We start from the raw sequence: 25,972 nt of genomic DNA, 5'->3' as shown, positions 1-25,972 counted from the left end.
TGAATACGGACTGAAAGGCTCTGCTATGGACTGGATCGTCTGGCTCGTTGTCATCATCGTGGTGGTCGCTGTGGTCTGGCGGCTGCTGAACCGCAACAAGAGCCGCCCGGGCGCAGATTCCTCATCCGCCGCAGGCACCAGCACCGGCACTGCTGCCGGCATTTCTTCTGGCAGCCCCGCCGGTTCGACGCCGGTGTCTGGCGCGGAGAGCGGTTCGGCGGCCAGTTCGACGGCGGCGGCCAGTCCGGTTGGCCCGGCAGCGGCCGGGGCCGCGGGTCCGACGGCGGGTGCCGCCGGTGCCGGGATGGCCGCGCCCAAGGCAGCGCCTGCGCCTGAGCCGGACGCAGCGGCCCGGGAGGCCACGGCTGCCCCCGAGGCGACCGAGCCCGCAGCGGCCACCGCGGCCCCGACCATCGAGCCGGGCGCCGAGGCCGCCCCGGAAGCAACGGGAGCCCCGGGCAATGCCGAGTGGGAGACCCAGTGGTCCGAGACCGCCCCGCCGGCGGAGACACACACCGCCGCCCACGCTGAGCCGGCCCGCGGTGCGCACGCCGTGACGGCCGCCGAGCTTGGCGCTGCTGCGGAGACTGGACCGGCAGGCCTGCCCGTCCACCACCCCGAATACACTGAGCCCCACGCGCCGACTCTGCCCGGGGCGGAATCGGCAGCCGCGGAACCGGCCGACGACGAGGACACCGTTACCGGCACGGCCACTTCAACCAGCACTGGCGCTGGTACCGCCATCGGCACGGCGATGCCCGGAGTGCCCGACGCCGGGACACAGCCCGCAGGTCCCGCTGACACGGAAACGACGCAGATGGCGGCCTCGCCGGCAGGGGCCGAGGCCTCCGCCAGCCAAACGGCCGAGCCCACCGGCCACTTGGCCACCGAGCAGCCCTACGGCGAGGGGTCAGCGGCTCCGGCGGCCGACGGAAGCGGTCCTGAGGGTTTCACAGTCAAGGGCAATGCCTCGTCGATGATCTACCACGACGAGACCAGCCCGGCGTATGAAGAAACCCGGGCTGAGGTGTGGTTTGCCTCCCCGGCCCACGCCGAAGCAGCCGGGTTTCGGCCGCCGCGCCGGACGCGGCAGTAGCCGGCGGTCCGGGCGGCCGACCCATCCCCTCTCAACGCGTCCCTTGATACTCCCGCGTTTTACCGGCAGCCGCTTCGCTGGCAGGGCAGCGGCCCGGGCCGTGGCGCTTGCCGTTGTCCTTTTTTTCTTGAGCGCCTGCACCGGCGGCTCAACCTCGCCCGTGGTTCAGCCGGGAGACCGCACTGCCACCGGCGCAGCGGGTACGGCCGGGTCACCGGGTGAGCCCACGGTTGCGGGCCGGGTTAATGGGCTGCAACTGCCGTGGTCCACGGTCCATCTACCCGACGGCACCGCGGTCATCTCCGAGCGCGACACAGCACTGCTCAGGACCATCAAAGACGGACAGCTCGGCACGGTCGGCAAAGTGCCCGGCGTCGTGCCCGGCGGCGAAGGCGGCCTCCTGGGCCTTGCCCTTTCCCCCAACTTCGCGTCGGACCGTTACCTCTACGCCTACTTCACCGCGGCGGCGGACAACAGAATCGCCCGCATGCGGCTGGAGGAACGTGGCGGCAGGCTGGAGCTCGGCGCCTTGGAACCGGTTTTCACCGGCATTTCCAAGGCCGGCACGCACAACGGCGGCCGGATCCGCTTTGGGCCCGACGGTTTCCTGTATGTGGGGACGGGCGACTCCCAGCGCCGGGAGCAGCCGCAGGACCGCGCGGCGCTGGGCGGGAAGATCCTCCGCCTCACTCCGGATGGCAGGCCGGCACCAGGAAACCCGTTTGGTGATAACCCGGTCTACAGCTTTGGCCACAGGAACGTCCAGGGACTGGCCTGGGACAGCGCGGGCCGGCTCTGGGCCAGCGAATTCGGCCCGGACGTCAACGACGAGCTCAACCTGATCGTGCCGGGCGGCAACTACGGCTGGCCCGAGGTGACGGGCGCCCCGCACCGCCCCGGCTTCCTGGACGCCAAGGTGGTGTGGCCGTCGACGGCGGAGTCTTCCCCCAGCGGACTCGAAATTGTCGGCAGCACCGCCTACCTGGGCGCCCTGCGCGGCCAAAGGCTCTGGGTGGTTCCCCTCAACGGCGAATTCGCCGGAGATCCTGTGAGCTATTTCACAGGAAAGTATGGCCGGGTGCGCAACGTTTCACTCGCTCCTGACGGGCGCCTGTGGCTCCTCAGCAACGGGCAAAACCCTGATTTCGCGCTGATTTTGAACCTCCCCGGCTGACCCGGACCATCCCGCGCCCCTCGATTTCACACGACAGCCAATCTCGTGTAGAGTTTCATGTCGTTGCGGAGAACAACGCGGGAAATAAAAAGCCCCGGTGAACGAAAACAACAGATGCACCTCTAGCTCAACTGGCAGAGCAATTGACTCTTAATCAATGGGTTCCGGGTTCGAGTCCCGGGGGGTGCACCAGCGAGAAACCCTGTCTCGCAGGCTTAGCGGCCTGCGGGTCGGGGTTTCTTTTTTGTTGGCGAAAAGGAGCCGGCGACGACGCCGTGGCGGGCCAGATCCGGGCTGGTGCGCAGACCAGACTCGCAATCAGGTTGCCGAAGGCCTCCCCGACCGGCCGGGCCGGAATGACTTGCCTTTTAGGGCACTGACCGTAGACTCGGCCCATGTCTGGTCCTGGGGGAACGAAAACAGTCCGCTGCGCTGCGGCATACGTTGTTGGCCTGCTGCTCGCCGGTAGTTTGGCCTCCTGCGCCTACGAGGACGAGGGCGATCCGCGGCCGACGGCGGCCGGGCAAAGCCACCGCCCGGCACCCGCCGCCCCGACCAGAGATCCGGGGGTGCTGGGGGTGGAAGCGAGCAACTACGCCGAGCTGCACAAGCGTCTGGCCGAGGCGCCAGGGGCCGTGCTCCTCTCCGACGCCGGTCCGGCGGACGGGCCAGGGGTTGGCTTCACCAAGGCCGCTACGGTGACGGCCGCCGGTCCGCACACAGTCACCGCGGCCTGCGTGGGCATCCCCCATGCCCAGATCTTCCTCTCCCAGAACTCGCCGGGCGGAACAGAGCACACGGTGTTCGAGGTCGATTGCTCGCGAACCCAATTGCAGGTCGTCCAACTGCAGAAGGGCTACGTCAGTGCCCAGTTGACCCGCCCGGACCCGACCGGTCCCTGGACCGGGGCGGTCGCCGGCATCAAAGTCACGGGCCAGTGAGGCCGACGAGCTTGTATCGACTCAACTCGGCGCATCGGACCCAGCCCAACGCGTGGTGGAGGGACTACTGATGCCAACCGTAAATGCCGCCCTCGAGCCGTATCGCAACTGGACCGAGCCTCGCGACGGAGTCGGAGTCGGGTCGAACCCATTCCGGCTCGCCTGCAAGGTGGAGTCAGGAGCCTCCCTCGACGAAGTCTCAGGGGCTTGGGCCGCCCACCCACTTTTGCCCGAGCTGGAGGCCCTCTGGCTATCAAGTCGCGAGGCGTGGCTGTTCCAGGACATCGACTACGGCCAATGGGGCCTCCACTTTCTGGAACCCGCGACGGCGGCAGCGCGCACCAACGCCGAGCGAGCGAGCCGACCGACAGACGTTGTGCCGAGCGACGCCGTCATCGGCGAGTTCCTTGGCGACACGGACCTCTTGGTACTGAAAGCCAACGGCGCCGTCTTGGTCGCACAGCCCCTGGACCCGCGCAGTGACTGGCCACTGGCGGCGTCGACGCTGTCCGAGTTCCTGACCCTGTATCTCGAAGCTGTGGGCGATAAATACTGGGAGAGCTCCTGACTTCGACCTGAGCGCCGGAGTACGTCCTGCGACCGGCCGCTGGCCACGCGAGCTTCGGGACGGGTGACCCGCAAGGCGCTTGTCGTCCTCTCCGTCATCGCCGGTGGGCTCTGGATCGTCTTTGCGGTCCTCGCATTCCTGGGTGAGTCCGCCTCCCCGTTGGTTCCGATCGCCTGGACCATTGTGCTGGCCCTCCAGGGCCGCCGCTGGAGATCCTTGCCGCGGTGAATGCCAGGTCAGCTGTGCGGCCGGAGCCGGTCCAGGAGCCGCGAGTCATCCGCGGCTCCATTCGCTTGCGGCCCTCAATGTTCGGCATGAGTCAGATCTCCGGATGCTTGGGGTCTTTGGCGGGAGCGGGGTTCACTGTCGCTGCCCAGTGGTTGCCGAGCGAAGACCTTGCCCAAGCTAAGGAGACACGCAAAGGCCGGGATTCCCTGGCTGCCGGCGGTGAAACCCTACGATGGTGAGGATGAACTCCACCCGGAAGGTCTCGTACGCATCCGCCGTGGCCCTGCTGCTCGCCGTCTCGCCGTTGGTCCTTGCGCTGCCCGCGGCGGCCGCGCCCTGCAAGCCTGCCGGCCTTCTTCCCGTAAAGATCTGTCCCGCCTCGCCGACGCCGGGCCCACCGTCCGCTTCCCCGGCGCCCAGTGTGACTCCCCCGGGCAGCACAGCGCCGCCGTCGGACCCCGCGCCGCCCCAATCACCGTCACAGTCGCCGTCTCAAAGCCAGGTCCCCGGACAGGACGCGGCTCCGCCGACGCCGGGCCCCGCCCCCTCTGTCAGCCAAGGAGCGCCCACCCCACCGGCCACGGGTTCCGTTCCGGTCCCGGCCACGGCCACGGCGGGAACGTCCGCCCCTCAGTCGCCGGACGCTGGCCAGGGCCTGGGGTCCGCAACGGCGAATCCTTCCGCAGCGGCGGCCGGCAGGGTTGGTCCCGGACCGGACGGGCAAGGCAGTCTCGCCGGCGGATTCCTGCTGGCGCTCAGCGGCCTGCTCATAGGCCTTTCCGCGGCCATTGGCCTCCGCCGGCCCGCCCGGCCATGAAACGGCCGCCGAACCGTCACAGTGATCTGTGTGGTTCAGCGGCCGCCTCATGCACATCGATTTATCAGACCTTCTCGCGGGAACGGTCGCGCACCTTCTCCGGTTCTTCGACCGTGAACTCCTTGCTGCGGCGGGGGAAGGCCCAGAACCTGAATTCCGGCGCCTGCGACCGCGTCTCCGGGCGATCCTCAGATTCCTTTGCGGCATCCTTCCTGGTTTCCCGCCAGGAATCCCTGTTGTACGAATAGCACATCACTGACCTCCTTCGTGGTGATTGCCTATTAATCGTCCTCCCGATCGGCTGGCGCGTCGATACTTCCGGACTGCCCTTTTGCGCCTGGGCGGCAGGCTGGCCCAAGGGTTCCAGCGGACGGGTGTGCGCCGTCGGCCGGCCTTCCCGCCGGCACGGGCCGCGGTTAGACTCCATCCAGTGCACCACTGCGACCAATGGGGGAATCATGGAGTTGCCCATCCCCCTGTACGCTCTGTCACGGAACAGAAGAAACCAACGCGCGCCACGCCCCGCAAAGGATGAACAGCCATGACCGTCCCGCCCAACGCCTCCGCCCCTGGCCCTGGCTGGTATCCGGACCCGGCGGGCTCGGGCCGGCTTCAGTGGTGGAACGGTTCGGCCTGGACCGGCCAGTTCAACGCACCCCAGTTCCAGGCGACGCCGCCCCGCCACCCGGTGGCGCAGCGCAGGCGCATCAGCGACCGGACACCGGTCTACAACGCGTACATCTGGACAATTGTGGCCCTGCCGCTCGTGCCGCTCATCCTGCTGATGTTCTGGAACCCTGTGCTCCGGCTGCGCACCGTGGGCCCGCGGCAGATCCAGACAATTGATCCGGCGTCGATTTTCACGGCGCCTTACTTCCTCTTCATAGCAATCAGTTTCGTGGCCTACGGTGTGTCCGCCCTCCTGGCGTACCTGGACTGGGACCGGCTGCGCAAGGACGGCGTTGTCCGCCCGTTCCACTGGGCGTGGGTGTTCCTCAGCAGGGAGGTCTACGTGATTGGCCGCTCCGTGATCGTCCACGAGGTCGCCCCGCGGCGTGGGCTCGCCCCGGTGTGGGTCACGATCAGCGTCGTCTTGCTCACGGCGGTGCTCACCGGCCTCAAAATGTCAGCCATCGTCGCCACCCTGGCGAACCAGGCTGTAACGGTGTAGGCAGCGTCAATCCAGGCAGCGGCCAACGTGCCGGGGCTGCTCCGACCGCCAGCTTCCTGGCTCCTGAAACGATCCGTCCGATTGCGGCAGAAACAGGGTCTTTAGTCCCTTTTGAGAGTCAATGCTGGGGCGTTGACTGGAAAGGTGCTCCGGGCAACAGTTCTGGAGCGACCGGTCCTGCAGACCCGGACCGACAACAACGCCGGCCAGAGGGCCCGACGCGACCACCAAAAATGATATTCAGATCTCCCGGTGCCCACACTGAGGATCGCGTCAGCAGACACGGAAATCATGGGCCCCCGGCAGCATGCCTGCACGGCCCGCCCCCGGGGCCAGGGAAATCGATCTCCGTAAGGACCAAGTTTCATGAACAAGGCTATTCGCATCATTGGAACAACCGCGGTGACCGCCGCACTGGGCCTGGGCGCCAGCGCCGTGCCTGCCAGCGCCGCCGTTACCACTTCGACCGCCTCCGCCAGCTCCTGGAGTCAGTCCTCATTTGTGAACCGGCACCACATGCGGGACAACAACCGGCACGACACGCGCAATGGCTGGTGGGACGGGGAGAACCGGTGGCATGACAAGGACGACGGATGGGGTTGGCGCGACGATCATGGCAACTGGCGTGACGACAACGACCACCGCGGCTCATGGACGGGCCGGGACGGCTGCCGGCATGACAAGGACGGGTTCTGGGACCATCACGGAAACCGGCACGACAATAAGAAACACAACCACCACAGGAACACCTGGTGACCGGTCACCACTGAAGGCCTCGAGAACGGAACTGATTGGGACGGCGGGAAACCCTGCCGTCCCGTTCCCGTTCCCCCTCAGCAGCGTGGCTAATTCAGCGGGGTGGCCCCGGCAATGGCGCCCGGCTCGGCAGCCGTGACGATGGCATTGGCCTCCGGCGAGGAAGACTTGGTTGCCAGCACCCTGACCACGGCCTGGAGCTCCTGCCGCAGCACGTCGGGGTCAATGGGCGTGGCGGCGAGCACGGAACGTTCCATGTCGGCGGCCGCGGCAACCGCCTCGCGCCCCTGGTCAGTCAGCGACACCACATGGCTGCGCCGGTCGGAGGTGCTGCGGTGCCGCGAAATGTGGCCGTGCGCTTCCAGCCGGCTCAGTGTCTTGCCCATCGTCTGGGCCTGGACCCGGACGAGCTGGGCCAATTGGGCTTGCGTCATCGGCCCATTCGCCGAGAGCACCTCCATGGCGATCACCCCGGCATGGGTCAGGCCAATGGCCCCCAATTTTTCGTTCCAGGAGTGTTCTACAAGACGTGCTGCCGTGGACAATAGGCGGCCCGTGGGCCAGCGATCCATATCAGGCATACCCAAGAGTATAGCGAGCAGCGGATTCGTCCGGCGCCGATCGCGTCACTACGCTGGATTATCACCCCGCTTCATGACCAACCTCACCAAGGAGACACCCGTGTCCGAGCGACTCACCGCCGGTGCCACAGCACCGGATTTCACCCTCAAGAACGCCGAAGGACAGGACGTCAGCCTGCGTGATTTCCGGGGCCGGAAGACCGTGCTCTACTTCTACCCGGCAGCCGCCACGCCGGGATGCACCAAGGAGGCCTGCGATTTCCGGGATTCCCTCGGCGCGCTTCAGGCCGCAGGTTATGACGTCGTGGGCATCTCCCCCGACCCCGTCGGGAAGCTTGCCGCGTTCGCGGCCGCCGAAGGGCTGAACTTCCCGCTGCTCTCCGACGAGGACCACTCCGTCGCCGAGGCCTACGCGGCCCGGGGCGAAAAGAAAAACTACGGCAAGACCTACCAGGGCCTGATCCGCTCGACCATCGTCGTCGACGCCGACGGCCGGGTTGCCGTCGCACAGTACAACGTCCGGGCCACCGGGCATGTCGCCAAACTTCGCCGGGACCTGAAACTCGACGCCTAGTCCCCGGTCTCCGGTCCGTCCGCCCGCGGCAGCCGTTGCAACCAGCAAACCGGCAATAGGTACAATGGAGCCTGGCGTCCGCCGCCGGGGTTCTTTCCCGGGACGACGACGGCGCCGCGCGCGAGTGGTGAAATTGGCAGACACGCAGGATTTAGGTTCCTGTGCCTTCGGGCGTGGGGGTTCAAGTCCCCCCTTGCGCACAGAGAGAACCCCGGTCTTCGGACCGGGGTTCTCGTGGTTTCCGGCGCTGTTCCGGGATTTTTCAGGAGTTTTGACCCCGCCAAAAAGAATTTCACATCCGCACCCATCCGTTTCCTCCGAGCAGCCGAATACCCATTGAGACACCAACCAAGGGTCGGTGCCCAACAGTCGGGAAAGGGCCGCAGCGGCAAATATTCGCCGCCGGCAAACATCGGCACAACAAAGGAGAAACCGAAATGCAGAACATCAAGCGCACCACGTTCGCCGTTGCAGGTATCGCAGCTGCCGCCATGCTCAGCCTCACTGCCTGTGGCGGAACCAGCGCCTCGTCGGCCCCCGCCTCCTCGGCCCCGTCCTCCGCACCGGCGGAATCCAGCATGGCCTCCCCCTCCACGAGCGCCTCCGCCGCGGCCATGGATCCGGCCGCCAACCTCGTCGGCTCCGGCTGCGCCGCCTACGCCGCCCAGGTTCCCAGCGGTGCCGGCTCCGTCTCCGGCATGGCGCTTGACCCGGTAGCCACCGCGGCGTCCAACAACCCGATCCTCACCACCCTGACCGCCGCCGTGTCCGGCAAGCTCAACCCCAAGGTCAACCTGGTGGACACGCTCAACGGCAGCGAATTCACCGTCTTCGCCCCGACGGATGACGCCTTCAAGAAGATCGATCCGGCCACGATCGAGGCCCTGAAGACGGACGACGCCACGCTGAGTAAGATCCTGACCTACCACGTTGTCCCCGGCAAGATCACCCCGGACCAGATCGTCGGCACCCACAAGACGGTTCAAGGCGGTTCGGTGACGGTCACCGGCACCAAGGATGCCCTCAAGGTTGACGGCGCCAACGTTGTCTGCGGCGGCGTCCAGACCGCCAACGCCACTGTCTACATGGTCGACTCAGTTCTGATGCCCAAGTAGTCAGCCCATTTGCACTCCTGCCCGGCTCCAGCCTGACTCCCTGGACCACTAGGAGAAGCGGAGGCCCGCACCACCAGGTGCGGGCCTCCGCTTTTTGCGCTGCCGTGCGCCTTGCGGCGGTGTGCCACAAGAGCTGGCGGACCCGGCCGTCAACTAGACTGGGGCTGGTCCGCAGCCGGCGGACCATCCAGTTCCCAGAGGTGATTCTCGAGTGCCCAGCAGTACAGTGCCCAGCAGGACAGTGCGGCGGATTGCCGCCAGCATCGGGGCCGCCCTCCTTGTCCTGCCGCTCGCGTCCTGCACGGGCAGCCTCGGCCCGGCACCCAGCTCCCCCACCGCCTCTGCCACCGCCAGCGCGGCACCTACCGCGCTTTTCACCTTCGGCACCGGCTCGGAGCCGCTCGGGCTCGATCCTGCCCTGGTCTCCGACGTCGAGTCATACCGCGTCTCCCGGCAGGTACTGGAAGGCCTCGTGGGCGTAGACCAGACCACCGGCCAGCCCACGCCGCTGCTGGCCACCGAATGGTCCCAGAGCGATGAAGGCCGGACTTACGAGTTCAAGCTGCGCGGGAACGTTAAATTCCAGGACGGGACACCGTTCGACGCCGCCGCGGTCTGCACCAACTTCAACCGCTGGTTCAACTTCTCACCGGCCCTCCGCGAACAGGCCACCGGTACCACCTTCAAGGGCGTCTTCAAGGCCCATTCGGACCAGGCGTCGCTGTCCATATACAAGAACTGCACCGCCGTCGCGCCGGACAATGTGCGGATCGGCCTCACCCAGCCCTTCACGGGTTTTCTCCAGGCCCTCACCCTGCCGGCCTTCGCGATCTCTTCGCCCAAGGCCCTCGCCGCGGAGAACGCTGACGTCCTGAACCAGCGCCGGGGCGGGCAGCCGGTATCCGCCTACGGCCTCCACCCGGTAGGCACAGGGCCGTACGTTTTCGGCTCCTGGGACTCGGGCAGCGTCTCCCTGGCCAGCAACAAGGACTACTGGGGTGACAAAGGGCAGATCGGCACCATCAAGTTCGTGACCTACGATCACCCGCAGACCCGGATGCAGGCGCTCCTGGACGGCAAGATCGACGCCTACGACGCCGTCACCGTGGGAAACTTTGACCAACTGGTCAAGAGCGGAAAGCAGATCATCCAGCGGGACCCGTTCTCCGTGATGTACCTGGGCATGAACCAGCAGGTCCCCATCCTGCAGAACCTCAAGGTCCGCCAGGCGATCGAAATGGCGCTGGACAAGGACACTCTGATCCGCCGGTTCTTCATCGACAACACGGCCCAGGCATCCCAGTTTGTTCCGCCCAAGCTCAGCGGCTTCAACAACAATGCCGCGGCGCTCGGCTACAACCCGGGCAAGGCCAAGGAACTCCTGGCCGAGGCCGGCTACAAGGGCGAGGAGCTGAAGTTCTACTATCCGCTCAACGTCACCCGGCCCTACCTGCCGACGCCGGAAAAGGTGTACGCCGAGATCAGCCGGCAACTGACCGCCGTCGGGCTCAACGTCAAGCCCGTACCGGTGGACTGGGCTGACGGCTACCTGCAGAAGGTCACGTCCCCGGGCGACCACGCCCTGCACCTGCTGGGCTGGAACGGCTCGTATTCGGACCCCGACAATTTCGTGGGCCCGCTCTTCGGCGAGAACACCGGCGAATTCGGTTACCAGGATCCCCAGGTCTTCTCCAAGATCGCCCGGGCCCGGGGCCTGCCGGACGGCAAGGACCGCACCGAGGAGTACCAGACCATCAACGGGCAGATCGCGGCCACGGTGCCTGCGGTTCCCATTGCCTTCCCGATCTCGGCCCTGGCGCTCTCGGACCGGGTGCTGAAGTACCCGGCGTCGCCGGTGCTGAACGAAGTTTTCACAAAGGTCGAGCTAAGGCCTTGACGCCCGGGGCCAATTTCAGTTAGTGGGCGGTGCGGGATATTCTGTGACAGCCAGAGCCGCTGCTATCGGAGACTGATTGTGACTTTCATTTCCAAGACCCAACACGCCGACGTCGTCCTGATTGGCGGCGGCATCATGAGCGCCACGCTCGGCGCCTTCATCAAGCAGCTTGAGCCGAACTGGACCATCTCGCTCTTTGAGCGTCTGGACGAGCCCGGACTGGAAAGCTCCGACCCGTGGAACAACGCCGGCACCGGACACGCTGCCCTGTGTGAGCTTAATTACTCCCCCGCAGCCAAAGACGGCTCGGTGGACCCCGGCAAGGCCCTGAACATCAACGAGCAGTTCCAGTTGTCCCGCCAGTTCTGGTCCCACCTCGTCTCGAACTCGCTGATCGGCTCCCCCAAGGGCTTCATCAACACCGTTCCGCACATGAGCTTCGTGATCGGCGAGGACCACACCAAGTTCCTCCGCACCCGCTACGAGGCACTCAAGCCGAACCCGCTGTTCCGTTCGATGGAGTATTCCGAGGACCACGCGCAGATCGCCAAGTGGGCCCCGCTGATCGTCAAGGGCCGCGACCCCAAGCAGCGCGTCGCGGCAACCCGCGCCGCCGAGGGCACCGACGTCGACTTCGGCGCCCTGACTCGCGAGCTGACCACCTACCTGGGCAACAACGGCGTGGAGATCAACTACGGCCACAACGTCAGCGACATCAAGCGCGCGTCCGGCGGCGGCTGGGACCTGTCGCTGAAGCACGCCAGGAGCGGCGAGCACGGCTCCATCCACGCGAAGTTCGTGTTTGTCGGAGCCGGCGGCGGGGCCCTGCACCTGCTGCAGGCCTCCGGTATCCCGGAAGGCAAGGGGTTTGGCGGTTTCCCGGTCTCCGGCCAGTTCTTCCGCTGCACCGACGAGGGCATCGCCGCCCGGCACAGCGCGAAGGTCTACGGCCAGGCGTCTGTCGGCGCCCCGCCCATGTCCGTGCCGCACCTGGACACCCGCTACGTCAACGGCAAGCGCTCCCTGCTGTTCGGCCCGTACGCCGGCTTCTCCACGAACTTCCTCAAGAGCGGCTCTTACCTGGACCTGCCGCTGTCCATCCGCCCCTCCAACATCATCCCGATGCTGGCCGTGGCCAAGGACAACATGGACCTCACCGCCTACCTGATCAAGGAAGTCGCCAAGCGTCACGGCGACAAGGTCGAGGCCCTGCGGGAGTACTACCCCGAGGCCAAGGACGGCGACTGGGAGCTCATCACCGCCGGCCAGCGGGTCCAGATCATCAAGAAGGACCCGAAGAAGGGCGGCGTGCTGCAGTTCGGCACCGAGGTCATCGCCGGACGCGACGGCACCATCGGCGCCCTGCTTGGCGCATCCCCGGGCGCGTCCACCGCCGTGCCGATCATGATCGAGCTGCTCCAGAAGTCCTTCCCGAAGAACTTCAAGGGCTGGCAGTCCAAGCTCAAGGACATGATGCCCGGCTACGGCGTCAAGCTCAACGACAACCCTGAGCTCGCCGCCACGCTGGAGGCCGAGACGGCCAAGGCGCTGCAACTCGAACAGGTCACCGCCAGCAACTAAGCCGGTGCCCGGCCGCGGCTGGTTTACACTGCTGGTTTGGGACCGCTGCAACCCGTGACGTCCCCGTTTTTTGATGTCCCGTTGTGCAGGACGCCCCCGACCCACCAGGAGACCATGAGATGTTCCGGCTCGCAAAGCTGTCTCTCGCCAACCGGGCCCTGATCGCGCTGATCACGGTGTTCGCTTGCGTTTTCGGCGTGATCACGATGTCCTCGCTGAAACAGGAGCTCATCCCCTCCATCGAGTTCCCGCAGATCACTGTGATCTCCTCGATGCCCGGTGCGTCGCCGGAAGTCGTGGACAAGCAGATCAGTGCCCCGTTGGAAAAGGCGCTGAACAGCGTCGAGGGGCTGGAATCGACGTCGTCAACGTCCCGGAACGGCGTCTCGCAGATTTCCCTGGCGTTCACCTACGGCTCCAACCTGGACCGGGCCCGGAACCAGATCGACCGCGCCATCTCCAACGCCAAGCAGGCCCTGCCGAAGGACGTCCAGCCGCAGGCGATCGCCGGGAGCATCAGCGACTTCCCGATCGTCTTCCTGGCCGTGTCCTCCGACAAACCGCTCAGTGAACTCAACGCCGATCTCGCCCGGCTCAGCGTCCCTGTGCTGCAGAAGCTCGACGGCGTGCGCGGCGCCGACGTGACCGGCGGCGCCACGCAGCACATCCAGATCCTGCCGCGGCCCCGGGACCTGGCGGCATCGGGCACGAGCCTCCAGGCCATCAGCGACGCGCTGAAGAACAACGGTGCATTGGTCCCGGCCGGCACCATCGAGGAACAGGGCAAAACCCTCTCGCTGCAGATCGGCAGCCCGGTCGACTCCCTCGACGCCATCAAGGCCCTCCCGCTGGGCGCGGCCCGTGATGCGGCGACGATCGGCAGCGTGGCGGATGTCAGCCTGGTCGAGGACGCCCGCACGTCAATCACGCGGACCAACGGCAAGGAAACCCTCGCCCTGTCCGTGACCAAGAAGCCCGAGGGCGACACCGTCGCGATCTCCCACGCGGTCAAGGACGCCATCCCGCAACTTGAGGCCGAGCTTGGCTCCAACGCCAAATTCACCCCGGTCTTCGACCAGGCGCCGTTCATCGAGAAGTCCATCAAGGACCTCACCACCGAGGGCCTGCTGGGACTGGGCTTCGCCGTCCTGGTGATCCTGGTGTTCCTGATGTCAGTGCGCGCCACCCTGGTGACGGCCGTGTCCATCCCGCTGTCCCTGCTGATCACGTTCATCGGCCTCGCTGGCACCGGCTACTCACTCAACATCCTCACCCTTGGCGCGCTCACCATCGCCATCGGCCGCGTCGTGGACGACTCGATCGTGGTCATCGAAAACATCAAACGGCACCTGAGCTACGGCGAGGACAAGATCACCGCGATCGGAACCGCCATCCGCGAAGTTGCCGGCGCCATCACGGCGTCCACCCTGACCACCGTGGCCGTCTTCCTGCCCATCGCCTTCGTCGGCGACCTGGCCGGTGCGCTGTTCCGTCCGTTCGCCCTGACAGTGACCATCGCCCTGCTCTCCTCGCTGCTGGTCTCGCTGACCATCGTGCCGGTGCTGGCCTACTGGTTCCTGCGCACGCCCGCCGTCACCGGCTCTCCGGCCTCTGCCGCTGGCATTGCCGCCAAGGCGCACGAGGCCGAGCAGAGCACGCTCCTGCAGCGCGGCTACCTGCCTGTCCTGTCCGGCACGCAGCGGCACCCGGTCCTCACCCTGGTCGCCGCGGCCCTGGTGCTTGCCGGCACCGTGGCGATGTCCCCGCTGCTCGCCACCGACCTCCTGGGCCGCTCCGGCGAGAACAGCATGACCGTCAAGCAGGCCCTGCCGGCAGGGACCAGCCTTGACGAGGCCAGCGCTTCGGCGATCCGCGTCGAGGTCACCCTGCGGGGCATCGACGGAATCAAAGACGTCCAGGCCACCACCGGCAACGCCCAGACCGGCTTCTCGGCCCTGCTCTCCTCCGGCGCGTCCAATTCGACGTTCACCGTGGTGACGGACGAGAAGGCCAACCAGGGCAAGCTCCAGGAGACCGTCCGCAGCGAACTCTCCAAGCTCGGCGATGCCGGAAAGATCACGGTCGGTTCCCAGCAGGGCGGCTTCGGCACTTCGTCAACCGTGGACATCACCCTCAAGGCCGCCACCACCGCCGACCTCCAGACGGCCAGTGACGCGATGGTCAAGGCCATGGACGGTGTCCCGGGCAGCAGCGAAGTGGCCACCAACCTGGCCGCCAGCCAGCCGGTGGTCCAGGTCAAGGTGGACCGCGCCAAGGCCGTCGCGGCCGGCCTGAACGAGGGGCGCGTGGCCGGGGTCCTGGCCGCCACGATCAGCCCGATTCCGGCCGGGACGATCCGCATCGACACCAACGACTTCCCGGTCCGGATTGGCGAGGGCACCCGCTTCACGAGCATCGAGGCCGTCCGGGACATGCCGCTCCCGACGGCGGCCGGCGCCGTTGCGCTGGGCAGCATCGCCTCGGTAGAGCAGGTGGACGTCCCCGTCTCCATCACCGCCAGCAACGGCCAGCGCACCGCGCGGGTCTCGGTGACGCCGTCGGGCTCCAACCTCGGCGCGGTCAGCACCGAGGTGCAGAACCGGCTCAAGTCAGTCCAGCTGCCGCCCGGGGTGACCGCCACGATCGGCGGTGCCACGACGCAGCAGGCCGATTCGTTCCGCCAGCTCGGGCTCGCACTGCTCGCTGCCATCGCGATCGTCTACGTGATCATGGTGGCTGCGTTCAAATCGCTCGTGCAGCCGCTGATCCTGCTGGTCTCCGTCCCGTTCGCCGCGACAGGCGCAATCGCCCTGCTCGTGGTGACCGGTGTGCCGTTGGGCCTGCCGTCGCTGATCGGCATGTTGATGCTCGTGGGCATCGTGGTGACCAACGCGATTGTGCTGATCGACCTCATCAACCAGTATCGCCAGCCGCGCAACGGCGAACCCGGGATGAACGTGGCGGACGCGATCATGCACGGCGCCCGCCAGCGCCTCCGCCCCATCCTCATGACAGCGCTCGCCACGGTGTTCGCCCTGACCCCGATGGCGCTGGGACTGACCGGCGGCGGCGGATTCATCTCCCAGCCCCTGGCGATCGTGGTGATCGGCGGCCTGATCTCCTCCACCGCCCTCACACTCATCCTGGTCCCGGTGCTGTACCGGCTCGTGGAAGGCCGGCGCGAGCGCAGGGCACTACAGAAGTCGCTGCGCCGTGGACGCCATTCCGGGCCGGCCGTGACCGAGGACTTCCCCGACGACTTCCCCGAAGACGCTCCCCTGCCAACCAGTTCGCACTAGGAACCAGAACCCGGCGTCCCTGCTTTGTCCTCGGCCTCGACGTTAGGCTTGACGAGGGTCCGCGCTGCCTTGGGAGCCCTGTGCGTCCCGTGAGTTGCGTAGGTTCCCTTCGAGAGTCTGACGAGTCCAGCGGGTACTGCGACGGCTTCCCGGTGGCGGGGGCCACCGTGGCGCGGAACGCCGTAGCGAGGGCTCCCAGAAACCACGGCCGCGAGCGGTTTGGGGGCGACGGGGCTTGTCACCTCCCGCGCCGGGTTGCCGGTATAGGTTGCATCTTCCGGGACGTCTTCGCCCTTCATCAAGAGGGCGTCGGCACCGAGTGACGAACCATCCTGCATCGTCACCCCGTAGTTGACCCACGAATCCACGCCAAGGGAGCAGCGGTTGCCGAGAACGATGTAGTCGGACTTGAAGGCCCCGTCTTCCATGGAGTGGCCCTGAATGGTGGCTCCTTCATTGAACGCACAATCATCACCGATAGCCACAAGAGTTTTCTCCGGTATGTTGGCGCCGGCATCGTAGAGCCGCTTGCCGACTTTGACGCCCAGCATTCGCCAGATCACGGGCTTGAACGGGGTTCCGTTGAAGCCCGGCATGGCCAGCAGCTTCCATAGACGTTCGTGCCGCCAGAAGTAGGGGTCGTAGATGGAGCAGTATTGCGGCTTCAGGTGGCGGAAGCCCATGACCGAGCGCTCAACAAGCACGGCAATCAGTACGCGGAACAGCAGCAAGGTGAGCATCATGGCTGCGATCGCCAGCACACCGAGGAAGCTGAATGCCGACACGGCAACGGCGGCGCTAAACGTGGCAACAAACAACAGGAACCAGCGCACGGCCAGGAACAGCACCATGCTCAGGATGTTGTGCCGGTTCTTTGCCGGGAGAGCGCTGTTCCGCGCCTCTGCAATCGTCTGTTCATCAAATTGGGCGTCACGCTGAACAGACCGGGGAATCTCGAACGGCGGTGACCCCAGCAGGCCCACATCCGCACGGATCGGACCGTCGATCGGAATCATCACCTTCGTGGCCAAGAGACAGTTCTCCCCGACCCTGGATCCGATCGGAACACTGATGGCATTACCGAGAAAGTTGTGGCCAGCCAGGTGGACCCGCGAGAGACGGAACGACGTGCTTGAGAAGTCGGCGTTCATCATGTTGAGGCCGTCCGCGACCATAGTTCCTGTTCCCACTGAGCTCAGGAACGGCGACTCGTGGGCCAGTGTGGGGCCGAAGTTTGACCCGGTTTGCTCCACCCTGCCGAGGTTATAACCCAAGGCCTTGAGATAGTGCACTATGTACGAACTGTCGCCGAAGACATCTTTGTACAGTTTGACGTTGGACACGCGGGCGATCATGCGCTGGATGGTGAAGTGCACGCCGTACAGCGGATAGACCTTTTCCGGCTTGATGAAGCGATTGAGCAAACGCGGGATGCTGAAGATGATGATCAGGCCGGTGATCAGCCCGACAACGAACAGAACCAGTGTTACGGCGAGTACGTCTATGAAAAAGTTTGGGGAGCCCGGCTGCAGGTGTCCCGTGCTCAGGTAGGGGGGCAGGAGCACGGCCAGCCCGAGAAGGCCCGCCGGAACCACCAGGACCAAACGGTTGAACAACTGGAGAAGGCTGAAAATGACCCTGCGTCGCGTGCCGCAATTAGTGGGCGGGACACGCAGGTAATTGGTGTTGGTGCGCGCAGCAGGCGAACCGTGCCAGATTTGTCCACCAGGTACAACCTGCCCGGTCTGCAACGATGAAGCATGTCCCAGCTGAGTGTCGTCTCCCATCGACGTAGCGATGTCCAACGTGGTTTTCTCCGACACAAGGACATTTCTGCCCAGCATCACGGGACCGGTTTCAATCATGCCCGAGCGTGCCCGATAGCATTGGAACGAGGAGTTCTTGTGGATGACTGTGTTGTCACCGACGGTGAGCAGGTCCGGGCACGCGGGCACCTTCCGGGAGAAGATCACCACCCCCTTGCCGATCTTTGCGCCCAGGAGCCGCAGGTACACCACATACAGCGGAGAGCCGGCGAACAAGACCAGTGGATTTGCCCTGGTAAGTGTCTTGACTGCCCAAAAACGGAGATAAGCCAGACTCCATATTCGGATGTTGCCCGGCTTCCACCGCCCAACCAGAATCCACTTGGCGAGGATCGGGGTCGCGGAAAGGATCAGGAACATGGCGGCGCCGAAACCAATGGACCGCAGCCACATGTCAAATGGATTGCTGCCCCCGGATGTCCACTGGAAGCCGATAATCAGCAGGGAAGCAGCGTACGAAGTGTAACCCAGGAAAATCAGCAACTGAATTGCCCCGCACATGACGAACTGGAAGGTGCTGGGTGGTGGCATCGGAACCGGGGGTACAGCGTCGGTCTCTGCTACGGCCGCGCTGAGGACGGATTCACTGTGCCGGGCTTCGAGGCAGGCGGCGAGCTGCCGGACCGTCGGGTTCTCATAGATATCCTGCATCGCGGCTGCGGGCAGGGCGGTTTCTTTCCTGATGCGGGCGCAATAGCGGGCCATCAACAGCGAGTCGGCGCCAAGGTCGTTGAAGAAGTGGGCATCGGTGGAAACCTTCTCAAGGCTCAGGACGGTGCCAAGCTGCGCGGCCAGGGCCTCTTCGGCGGCAGTTGTGGGGGCGGTAAAGGACCCCGCGGCCGCCCGGCTGATCCTGTGCTCGGGACGGGGTAGCCGCTTCCTGTCCACTTTGTCACTGGCCATCATGGGAATGGAGTCCAGCTGTTCAAAATAGGCAGGAACCATGTATCCGGGGAGCCTGGTGCGCAGCATCCGGTGGAGGTCATGAGCATCCACGCCCTCCACGTCCTGGCGCAGGGTGTAGTAGGCGGCCAGCTCCACGGTTCCTTGTTCCGGCTCATACGTCTGTACGACTGCCTGTGCAATGCCGGGGAGCTGCAGGAGGACGGATTCTATTTCGCTCAGTTCGATGCGGTAGCCACGTATTTTGACTTGGGTATCGATCCGGCCGAAATATTCGAGCTGCCCGTCGTCGTTCACCCGTCCGAGGTCCCCTGTGCGATAAATCCGGCCGGACGGGTTGTTCTCGATTCCGAGGAAATCCGGGACAAAGGCCCGCTCCGTCAGGTCCTGACGGTTCACGTACCCGCGCGCCAGCCCCACCCCTGCGAGGCCGATTTCTCCCATTTCACCGCGCGGCAGGGCCCGAAGCTCGGCGGGATCCACAATGACCGCGGTGTAGGTGGGCAAGGGCACTCCGAGGGACACGGGCAGGTCCGGGTCCAGGACCGACCAGGTGGCAGTCACGGTCGCTTCGGTGGGGCCGTAGACGTTCAGGAAGCGCCGGCCGGGGCGGTGCCAGCGCATCACGAGATCCTTCGGGCACGCCTCTCCGGAGACCAGCAGGAACCGCAAATCGGGCAGGTCCTCGTCAAGCGTCGCCAGCAGCGTTGGAACGCAGCAAAGGGCGGTGATCCGTTTTTCCTGCAGGTACTCCGCGAGTTCGGCACCCAGCATGCTGGACCGGCCCGGCTTGGGCACCAGCGTGGCTCCGACCATCCAGGCAACCCAGATTTCCTCCACCGAGAAATCGAAGGCGATCGTCATACCTTGGTACACGCGGTCCGTGGACTCAATCCCGTAGATGTCAGAGGCCACCCGGACAAAATTGCAGATGCTGGCCTGCTCCACTGCCACGCCCTTGGGCCGGCCGGTCGAGCCGGAGGTGTAGATAATGTAGGCCAGCTCATCCTTGGTTCCGCCATGGTCCGCGCTTCCCAAACGGGAGGAATCCTTGGCGTCGATCTGGGCCTGCACATCATCGACGCACACCGTGACAGCGGCCACCTCAGGCAGCAGATCCCTCAGATGGGACAGAGACAGGACCATGGCCACGTTGGCGTCCTCGACAATGTACTGAAGACGGTCAGGGGGGAAACCCGGGTCCAGGGGAACATAGGCCGCGTGGATCTTCAGAACGGCCAGCATCGCCACGTAGGCCCGCCATGGCTGGTCAAACAGCAGGGCGATGCGGTCACCCGGCCGGGCACCGCACACCAAGAGATGCCGCGCCAGCTGGTTCGCCCGTTCATCCAGCTCCGTGTACGTCAGGACAACGTCCCCCGCATCGACGGCAACCTGGTCGCCGCGCCCCTGTTCCCGCAAGCGGTCGCAACTATCCTCAAACAGCCGGTCCAACCGCTCGCCCCGCCGCCAGCGGGCGGCCTGATCGGGCGCAGCCGACGTCAGGACAGTTCCGCCTTCCGAGCCGCCGATCATCGACATGATTCCCCGCAACTCGGGAGGTCTGGTGAGGCCGTTTCCGGTCCTCGCGGTCTTGCCCATCCTTTAGCTCCTTCGCTAGAAGTGACGTGCCACAGTTCTGTCGCCCGCCGGAACAGGGGTCATATCCTGGCCGGAAATCGGGACCCACGTCTGGAGCGGGGGGCCAACAGCGGGTGTGAGATGGCCTTCATGACCGGCCGCCGTTGCCTCGTCCGCCGGGGTCATGCCGAAGGCCCGCCGGACAGCGCGCTCGGCATCCGCGAGCCGGTCGGCGTGCGTGACAGCCCCCACGGACGTCTCGGAGATGTCGACGAGATCGAGCTCCACGTCGGCGTCGGACAGGGCCTTGAGGAAGGTGCAGAAGATTTGCGGGGACGACCGCATGCCCAGTCCAGTAATGGACACCCGGCCCACCCGGTCGTCGTGCTGCAAACCTTCAAATCCAATGCTTCCCTTTTCGGCATCCAGCACAGCAAGGGCGTTACCTGCATGGGCAGCAGGCACGATCAGTGCAACATCGGAACGCCTCGGGCCGGGGCCGGCCGTATTTTGGACAATTGCCTGGACATGCGCCCCGGACCGAGAGAGGACATGCAAGATGCGCGCCATGCTCTCCGGCTGGTCCGGAATTCCCACGACAGTGATTTTCGACGCCGAGTTGACCCCGGCTACAGCGGTCACCTCGGGTTGTTCCCTGGCGGGCTGGAGCAGTGGATGACGGTCAAGGCCGGGCAGGATCAACGTCCCGGGCTCCGGCACGAAGGAGGACCTCACATGGATCGGAATACCGAACCGGCGGGCGTATTCAACACACCGCAGGTGCAATACCTTGCAGCCGGAGGCGGCGAACTCAAGCATTTCCTCGCTCGAGAGGATCTCGATCTTCCGCGCCGTCGGGACAACCCGGGGGTCCGCGGTGTAGACGCCGTCGACGTCCGTGTATATCTCGCAAATATCGGCTTCGAGCGCAGCGGCCAGGGCGACCGCTGTGAGATCCGAGCCGCCACGGCCGAGCGTGGTCACCCTGTTCCGTTTCTTCGTCCTGCCCTGGAATCCTGCGACGATGGGGACCTCGCCACGGGCCAGACTACTGCGGACGCGGTCCGGCCTGACATCGGTGATGTGTGCCTTGCCGTGGATGTTGTCGGTAATGAGGCCGGCCGCACTGCCCGTAAATGTGCGGGGCAGCTGGCCGAGATCCGCCAGGGCAATCGCCAAAAGGGCCGAGGACACAAGCTCGCCGATGCTCAGCAGGGCGTCAAGGTCCACAGGCAAGGGCCGGGCGGAAACTTCCGCGGCAAGATCGCAGAGTTCATCGGTGGTGTCCCCCATGGCGGACACCACCGCCACGACCCGATAGCCGTTGGTCCGTGTTTTGGCGATCCGCTCGGCTGCCCGGAGGATACCCGCGGCATCTGCCAGGGACGAACCGCCAAACTTTTGAACAATGACACTACCCGGGGGAATCGCCCGGTCGGTTTCCGCTAGATCACTGTCGTTGAAAGCTGCTGCCTTGCGGGTACCCATTTTGCTCCCCGAAATCTACTTCGATTCTTGCAAGGGGCACTGGCCCCTTCGAGCCGTTTCGCCCTGATCGGATGCTCAAATGGTTGATCCCAAGGCCACCGGCTCCCCGGTCACAGTCACTGCGGCCGCAGCGAGAATATCGAGTCCCTTCTGAAGATCCTCGGGGCTGATAGTCAGCGCGGGCATCGTCTTGACCACTTCCCCTTCGGGTCCGGACGTTTCCACGAGCAGACCCCGGGCAAAGGATTCAGCCGCAATCCTCTCCGCAGTCTCGGGGTTGGGGTAGTAAACACCCGCGAGCAGTCCCCGGCCACGGACCGTGGCGCCTTCGACGCCCGCTGCGATCTGGGTAAGCCCCTCGTGGAGCTGGGAAATGAGCCCCGCGACGCTTGACTGGAAGCTGCCGTCCCGCCAGTAGTGCTCCAGGGCAGCGGCGCCGGTGACGAATGCCGGGTTGTGCCCCCGGAAAGTTCCGTTGTGCTCGCCAGGCTTCCAAATATCCAGTCCGGGTTTGAACAGTGTCAGTGCCAAAGGCAGTCCAAAGCCCGAGATGGACTTCGACAGGCAGACGATATCCGGAGTGATCCCCGCCTCCTCGAAGCTGAAGAAGGTCCCGGTCCGTCCGCAGCCGGCCTGGACATCATCCACGATGAGCAGGATGTCGTGTTGCCGGCACAGCTCGGCAAGGCCTCGCAGCCAGGACACCCGGGCGGCCCTGAGCCCACCCTCGCCCTGGACGGTTTCCACGATCACCGCTGCGGGCTTATCGATGCCCGATCCCCTGTCCTCCAGGGCTTGCCGGAGCCACAGAAAGTCCGGCATCTGACCATTGAAGAACCCGTCATAGGGCATGCTCGATGTGTTCGTCAGCGGGACGCCGGCTCCCTGCCGTTTCATTGAATTGCCCGTGACCGACAACGATCCCAGGGTCATCCCGTGAAACGCGTTGGTGAAGCTCAGGACATGCTGCCTGCCGGTAACCTTCCGGGCAAGCTTCAGGGCTGCCTCCACTGAATTTGTTCCCGTCGGTCCGGGGAACATGACTTTGTAGTCCAAATTCCTGGGCTCGAGGATCAACTCCCGGAAGGTTTCCAGGAAGCGCCGCTTGGCCGGTGTTTTCATGTCGAGTGAATGAACGATTGCGCCGGAGAGAAGATAGTCCACCAGCGGCTGCAGCAGCACCGGGTTGTTGTGCCCGTAGTTCAGTGCTCCGGCACCGGAAAAGAAGTCCAAATATTCTCTGCCGTCTTCACTGTAGAGGCTGCTGCCGGACGCACGTTCAAACACGGTGTCCCAACTGCGGCAGTAGCTGCGGACCTCAGACTCCAAGCTTTCGAAGATATCCATCTGTCGATGTCCCCCGTACTTCCGACTAGCGAAGTTGCCCGAGCGCAAACACAACCCGGGTTCCCGGATGACGGGCGCGGGGAAGGGGACAGCGCAGCGCCTGTGGCGCACTGACCTTTGCTTCACGGGGCCCGTATTTACTCCCGCATAGAGGTGCTCTAGGCGGGAACTGGGCAGATCCTAGACGCCTGCCCAAATGCTTTTCCGTTTCTTATCGTAAACTCAGGAAACTCACAGCACCTGAGTAGCGGGTACCTGTCTTTTCCCCTCAAACGGCTGATTAACTACCCGATTCGGCAGGGTTTCTCACCTTTGAAGGCCCCGGGCTACTCGGAAAAATGCCGGCCGCCGGGCATCCGGCGGACATGGGCGCCGGCGCCATGGACATCCGACTTCCTCTCCCAACGGGGCCGGCGAACGCGGCGAGGGATGGGACACCGTTTTGAGAGTCGTTTGAAAGGCGAAGCTGGTGTTTAGCCGGTCTTGGCCATCGCGTAGGCCACGGTGCCGTAGGCCAGGGCGCCGGACATTTCGGTGAGCAGTTGCGGGTTGGTGTTGGCGATCGTGTCGCAGGCCTCGTGGTAACAGGGATCCAGGTCCTTGCCCGCCACCCCGCCATAGGACTGCGCCTGGGCCTGGGTCTTCCGCTTCTCATCGCCGGTGAACAGCCCGCCGCCGGGAATGCCGGCCGAGAGGAAGGCGTCGTAGTCCGAGCCGCCGTCAAAGGGCGTGGTCTCTGCCGGCAGCGCGTTCTCCTGGAAGTACCGGAACAGGATGTCCTCGATCGCCTTGGACCCGGCCGGGCCGGCGTCGCCGAAATCCGATCCGTCCCCGTCATGCACGGACCGCACACCGTTGGGCGAGGCCGCCATGTCCACGTTCAGGTTCGCCGCGGTCTGGCCGATCTCGGTCTGGCTGAGTTCGTCGACGTAGTGCTGGGACCCGTACAGGCCGTCCTCCTCGCCGCCCCAGAACGCGAACCGGACCCGGTTGGCCGGGGCGATCCCGGCCTCCTTCATCCACCGCGCGGTCTCCAGGACGGCCGCGACCCCGCTGGCGTTGTCGTTGATGCCCGGGCCCTCCTGCACGGAGTCCAGGTGCGCACCCACCACCACGGTGTGCCCGGCATCGCCACCCGTGTCGGCGAGGATGTTGAAGGACTCCACCGTCTTGCCGCGCCGGCCGTCCTCTTTGAACGTGAAGCTCTGCCGCACCGGTTCATACCCGGCCGCGCGCAGCTGCTCCTCGACGTAGCGGGCCGACTCCTCATACCCCGAGGTCCCCGAGGCCCGGTTCCCGCCGTTGGCATCGGCCACCCGCTGCAGCGCCTGCAGGTGCCCCACCACGTCCCGGGACTCGAACGCCGCCAGCACCGCGCGCGCATCCACCGTGCTCGCCGGGGCCAGCACGGTGGGTGCCGAACATCCCGAAACCAAAAGGCTGATTGCCACCAGGACAGCCGCGGCCGCCGCGCGCCCCCGCTCGTACCTCCGCGTACCCGTCACGCTAAGAACATACTTCCTCAGTCGCCGGGGAGGAAGGCCACCCCTAGTGCGAGCCGGCCCTAAGCGGTGCGGCGGCCACGGCCGCCGGGTCGGAGAAGGCCAGACGGGGCACCACCACCAGCGCGGCAGCGGCGGCAAGCCCGGTGACTCCGCAGATGGTCCATACCGTGAGGTAGCCAGCGAGCGGCGCCGCGGTCTGACCGGCGTCCCCCGCGCCGGCCCCGGCCTCGGCCAGGACGTGGCTGACCAGGGCGATGCCGAACACCGCGGACGCGAAGGCTCCGCCGATGGTCTTGGTGGTGTTGGTCAAACCCGTGGCCATCGCGGTCCGGTTGAGGGGCGCGGCCGCGGCGGCCGCCGAAGGCAGCGCCGCCACGAGGGCCCCGGAGCCGACACCGGCGATCGCCATGTTGGCCAGCGCTTGGGCGAGGCTGCCGTGGAACGGCAGGAACAGCAGGTAGCCCAGGCCCACGAGCGTGGCGGCGCCCACGAGGGTCCAGCGCGGGGTGAGCCGGCGGGTCACCACTGGGTACAGCAGCGCGCCCACCAGCAGCGCCAGCACGTAGACCCCGATGATGATGGAGACCTGCCCGGCGCGCAGCCCGAGGCCGTAGCCGTGCAGCGCGGGATCCGTCCGGGCGAAAGTGGACAGCGGGGCCTGCGCGCCGAGCATCGAGACGCCAAAGAGCCCGGCGGTCAGCTGGACGGGCCACATGGACTTACCCCGCAGCATTCGGAGGTCGACGAGCGGATCGGCCGCGCGCAGCTCGAACCGCGCGAACGGAACGAACACCAGAACTCCGGCTCCCACCAGCGCCCACGGCCACCACGCACCGGCGCCATTGAGGCGCATGAAGGTCAGCCCGGACGTGATAAGCAGCAGCCCGAGGGCGAGGAGCGTGAAGCCGCGGGTGTCCACGCGTCCGCCGCTGCGCTCCCGCGACTCCGGCACGCCAAACCTGACGGCGAACCAGCATGCGGAGACGGCCACCGCGGGGACCAGGAGCACCAGCTGCAGCTGGCCCGCGAACACTTCCACGAGCGCACCGGCGGCGAGCGCCCCGGCGATGACACCGGCTTCCAGCGCCCCGACGAGGACGCCGGCCGCGCGCCGCGTGCGGGCGGCGGCGTCGGGCAGCTGATGGACGCGGCTGAAGATCAGGGCAATTTCCAGGGGCAGCCAGACCACGTAGAAACCCTGGAACGACCACGCGGCCAGGAAGGTCCAGAAGTCCGGGGCGAGCGCGACGCCCCAGGAGGCCGTGGCGGTGACCAGCGTGGAAACCAGCAGGATCCTCTTGTGCCCGTACATGTCCCCCAGCTTGGCCAGCACCGGCACGGCGAGGGCGCTGACCATGAGTTGCGCGGCCTCGAACCAGTTGACGTCGGCGTCGTGGATTCCCAGGTGCCGGGCGATATCGGTGAGGATGGGCGTGTAATAGCCCTGCAGGACTCCACTGGTGAGCTCCACCAGACACAGAAAAGCTACAACACGGCGCATGGCGGCCTTCCGGGAGGGCGGGC

General features: G+C 65.8%; 19 protein-coding genes and 2 tRNA genes. 14 read left to right on the top strand and 7 right to left on the bottom strand.

What is annotated here, in order from left to right; genetic code table 11:
- Nucleotides 1–25: 25 nt before the first annotated feature.
- The 6 genes from AC1DBX_RS05910 to AC1DBX_RS05885 all read left to right on the top strand — a co-directional run bounded on the left by AC1DBX_RS05910 (nucleotide 26) and on the right by AC1DBX_RS05885 (nucleotide 4,007).
- A complete protein-coding gene (locus tag AC1DBX_RS05910) occupies nucleotides 26–1,096 on the top strand; it encodes a sunset domain-containing protein (RefSeq protein ID WP_476931269.1) in 1,071 nt (356 codons plus the stop codon).
- Between the two features lie 46 nt (nucleotides 1,097–1,142).
- Entirely contained in the window at nucleotides 1,143–2,270 is a 1,128-nt protein-coding gene (locus AC1DBX_RS05905) for a PQQ-dependent sugar dehydrogenase (protein WP_476931286.1), read from the top strand.
- Nucleotides 2,271–2,386: 116 nt separating this feature from the next.
- A tRNA-Lys gene (locus AC1DBX_RS05900) sits at nucleotides 2,387–2,462 on the top strand.
- Nucleotides 2,463–2,665: 203 nt separating this feature from the next.
- Complete coding sequence (locus AC1DBX_RS05895; RefSeq protein ID WP_476931268.1) at nucleotides 2,666–3,211, top strand: hypothetical protein; 546 nt, start codon at nucleotides 2,666–2,668, stop codon at nucleotides 3,209–3,211.
- A gap of 70 nt (nucleotides 3,212–3,281) precedes the next feature.
- Complete coding sequence (locus AC1DBX_RS05890) at nucleotides 3,282–3,779, top strand: hypothetical protein (protein ID WP_476931267.1); 498 nt, start codon at nucleotides 3,282–3,284, stop codon at nucleotides 3,777–3,779.
- A gap of 63 nt (nucleotides 3,780–3,842) precedes the next feature.
- Nucleotides 3,843–4,007 (top strand): hypothetical protein, encoded by a 165-nt coding sequence (locus AC1DBX_RS05885; protein ID WP_476931266.1) that lies wholly within the window; start codon nucleotides 3,843–3,845, stop codon nucleotides 4,005–4,007.
- Between the two features lie 881 nt (nucleotides 4,008–4,888).
- Here AC1DBX_RS05885 and AC1DBX_RS05880 read toward each other — a convergent pair.
- A complete protein-coding gene (locus tag AC1DBX_RS05880) occupies nucleotides 4,889–5,077 on the bottom strand; it encodes a hypothetical protein (protein WP_476848899.1) in 189 nt (62 codons plus the stop codon).
- A gap of 288 nt (nucleotides 5,078–5,365) precedes the next feature.
- Here AC1DBX_RS05880 and AC1DBX_RS05875 point away from each other — a divergent pair, with 288 nt between their 5' ends.
- Both AC1DBX_RS05875 and AC1DBX_RS05870 read left to right on the top strand, forming a co-directional pair.
- Entirely contained in the window at nucleotides 5,366–5,995 is a 630-nt protein-coding gene (locus AC1DBX_RS05875; protein ID WP_476857808.1) for a DUF2510 domain-containing protein, read from the top strand.
- Nucleotides 5,996–6,361: 366 nt separating this feature from the next.
- Nucleotides 6,362–6,751: a hypothetical protein gene (locus AC1DBX_RS05870; RefSeq protein ID WP_476848897.1), complete on the top strand. Its 390-nt coding sequence runs from the start codon at nucleotides 6,362–6,364 to the stop codon at nucleotides 6,749–6,751.
- 89 nt (nucleotides 6,752–6,840) lie between these two features.
- On the opposite strand, the gene AC1DBX_RS05865 is transcribed toward AC1DBX_RS05870, so the two are convergent.
- Nucleotides 6,841–7,323: a MarR family winged helix-turn-helix transcriptional regulator gene (locus AC1DBX_RS05865; protein WP_043433894.1), complete on the bottom strand. Its 483-nt coding sequence runs from the start codon at nucleotides 7,321–7,323 to the stop codon at nucleotides 6,841–6,843.
- 109 nt (nucleotides 7,324–7,432) lie between these two features.
- On the opposite strand from AC1DBX_RS05865, the gene bcp reads away from it, so the two are divergent.
- The 6 genes from bcp to AC1DBX_RS05835 all read left to right on the top strand — a co-directional run bounded on the left by bcp (nucleotide 7,433) and on the right by AC1DBX_RS05835 (nucleotide 15,798).
- Complete coding sequence (gene bcp, locus AC1DBX_RS05860) at nucleotides 7,433–7,906, top strand: thioredoxin-dependent thiol peroxidase (RefSeq protein WP_476931265.1); 474 nt, start codon at nucleotides 7,433–7,435, stop codon at nucleotides 7,904–7,906.
- Nucleotides 7,907–8,024: 118 nt separating this feature from the next.
- Nucleotides 8,025–8,106, top strand: a tRNA-Leu gene (locus AC1DBX_RS05855).
- A 237-nt stretch (nucleotides 8,107–8,343) separates the two neighbouring features.
- Nucleotides 8,344–9,021: a fasciclin domain-containing protein gene (locus tag AC1DBX_RS05850; protein ID WP_476931264.1), complete on the top strand. Its 678-nt coding sequence runs from the start codon at nucleotides 8,344–8,346 to the stop codon at nucleotides 9,019–9,021.
- A 241-nt stretch (nucleotides 9,022–9,262) separates the two neighbouring features.
- Entirely contained in the window at nucleotides 9,263–10,918 is a 1,656-nt protein-coding gene (locus AC1DBX_RS05845) for an ABC transporter substrate-binding protein (RefSeq protein WP_476931285.1), read from the top strand.
- Nucleotides 10,919–10,996: 78 nt separating this feature from the next.
- Nucleotides 10,997–12,499, top strand: coding sequence for a malate:quinone oxidoreductase (locus AC1DBX_RS05840; RefSeq protein ID WP_476857811.1), 1,503 nt, complete (start codon nucleotides 10,997–10,999; stop codon nucleotides 12,497–12,499).
- A 119-nt stretch (nucleotides 12,500–12,618) separates the two neighbouring features.
- Nucleotides 12,619–15,798: an efflux RND transporter permease subunit gene (locus AC1DBX_RS05835; RefSeq protein ID WP_476931263.1), complete on the top strand. Its 3,180-nt coding sequence runs from the start codon at nucleotides 12,619–12,621 to the stop codon at nucleotides 15,796–15,798.
- On the opposite strand, the gene AC1DBX_RS05830 is transcribed toward AC1DBX_RS05835, so the two are convergent.
- From AC1DBX_RS05830 to AC1DBX_RS05810, 5 genes are all read right to left on the bottom strand, one after another.
- Entirely contained in the window at nucleotides 15,795–20,129 is a 4,335-nt protein-coding gene (locus AC1DBX_RS05830; protein ID WP_476857813.1) for a Pls/PosA family non-ribosomal peptide synthetase, read from the bottom strand. The two genes, AC1DBX_RS05835 and AC1DBX_RS05830, sit on opposite strands and share 4 nt — an antisense overlap.
- Nucleotides 20,130–20,144: 15 nt before the next feature.
- Nucleotides 20,145–21,596: an aspartate kinase gene (locus tag AC1DBX_RS05825; protein ID WP_476931262.1), complete on the bottom strand. Its 1,452-nt coding sequence runs from the start codon at nucleotides 21,594–21,596 to the stop codon at nucleotides 20,145–20,147.
- A gap of 75 nt (nucleotides 21,597–21,671) precedes the next feature.
- Nucleotides 21,672–22,943 (bottom strand): diaminobutyrate--2-oxoglutarate transaminase, encoded by a 1,272-nt coding sequence (ectB, locus tag AC1DBX_RS05820; RefSeq protein ID WP_476848890.1) that lies wholly within the window; start codon nucleotides 22,941–22,943, stop codon nucleotides 21,672–21,674.
- 473 nt (nucleotides 22,944–23,416) lie between these two features.
- The gene (locus tag AC1DBX_RS05815) at nucleotides 23,417–24,448 is read right to left on the bottom strand and encodes a M20/M25/M40 family metallo-hydrolase (protein WP_476931261.1); all 1,032 of its coding nucleotides are present in this window, start codon (nucleotides 24,446–24,448) and stop codon (nucleotides 23,417–23,419) included.
- Nucleotides 24,449–24,491: 43 nt separating this feature from the next.
- Complete coding sequence (locus tag AC1DBX_RS05810; protein ID WP_476931260.1) at nucleotides 24,492–25,919, bottom strand: MFS transporter; 1,428 nt, start codon at nucleotides 25,917–25,919, stop codon at nucleotides 24,492–24,494.
- Between the last annotated feature and the right edge of the window lie 53 nt (nucleotides 25,920–25,972).

The organism is Arthrobacter sp. 10N44_2, from assembly GCF_056394385.1.
This window is presented reverse-complemented; position numbering and strand designations above follow the sequence as displayed.

What these genes read in the sequence shown, in the direction of transcription:
- AC1DBX_RS05910 (WP_476931269.1), top strand. Translation starts at nt 26, where the DNA reads ATGGACTGGATCGTCTGGCTCGTTGTCATCATCGTGGTGGTCGCTGTG.
- AC1DBX_RS05895 (WP_476931268.1), top strand. Translation starts at nt 2,666, where the DNA reads ATGTCTGGTCCTGGGGGAACGAAAACAGTCCGCTGCGCTGCGGCATAC.
- AC1DBX_RS05890 (WP_476931267.1), top strand. Translation starts at nt 3,282, where the DNA reads ATGCCAACCGTAAATGCCGCCCTCGAGCCGTATCGCAACTGGACCGAG.
- AC1DBX_RS05880 (WP_476848899.1), bottom strand. Translation starts at nt 5,077, where the DNA reads ATGTGCTATTCGTACAACAGGGATTCCTGGCGGGAAACCAGGAAGGAT.
- AC1DBX_RS05875 (WP_476857808.1), top strand. Translation starts at nt 5,366, where the DNA reads ATGACCGTCCCGCCCAACGCCTCCGCCCCTGGCCCTGGCTGGTATCCG.
- AC1DBX_RS05870 (WP_476848897.1), top strand. Translation starts at nt 6,362, where the DNA reads ATGAACAAGGCTATTCGCATCATTGGAACAACCGCGGTGACCGCCGCA.
- AC1DBX_RS05865 (WP_043433894.1), bottom strand. Translation starts at nt 7,323, where the DNA reads ATGGATCGCTGGCCCACGGGCCGCCTATTGTCCACGGCAGCACGTCTT.
- AC1DBX_RS05850 (WP_476931264.1), top strand. Translation starts at nt 8,344, where the DNA reads ATGCAGAACATCAAGCGCACCACGTTCGCCGTTGCAGGTATCGCAGCT.
- AC1DBX_RS05835 (WP_476931263.1), top strand. Translation starts at nt 12,619, where the DNA reads ATGTTCCGGCTCGCAAAGCTGTCTCTCGCCAACCGGGCCCTGATCGCG.
- AC1DBX_RS05830 (WP_476857813.1), bottom strand. Translation starts at nt 20,129, where the DNA reads ATGGGCAAGACCGCGAGGACCGGAAACGGCCTCACCAGACCTCCCGAG.
- AC1DBX_RS05825 (WP_476931262.1), bottom strand. Translation starts at nt 21,596, where the DNA reads ATGGGTACCCGCAAGGCAGCAGCTTTCAACGACAGTGATCTAGCGGAA.
- ectB (WP_476848890.1), bottom strand. Translation starts at nt 22,943, where the DNA reads ATGGATATCTTCGAAAGCTTGGAGTCTGAGGTCCGCAGCTACTGCCGC.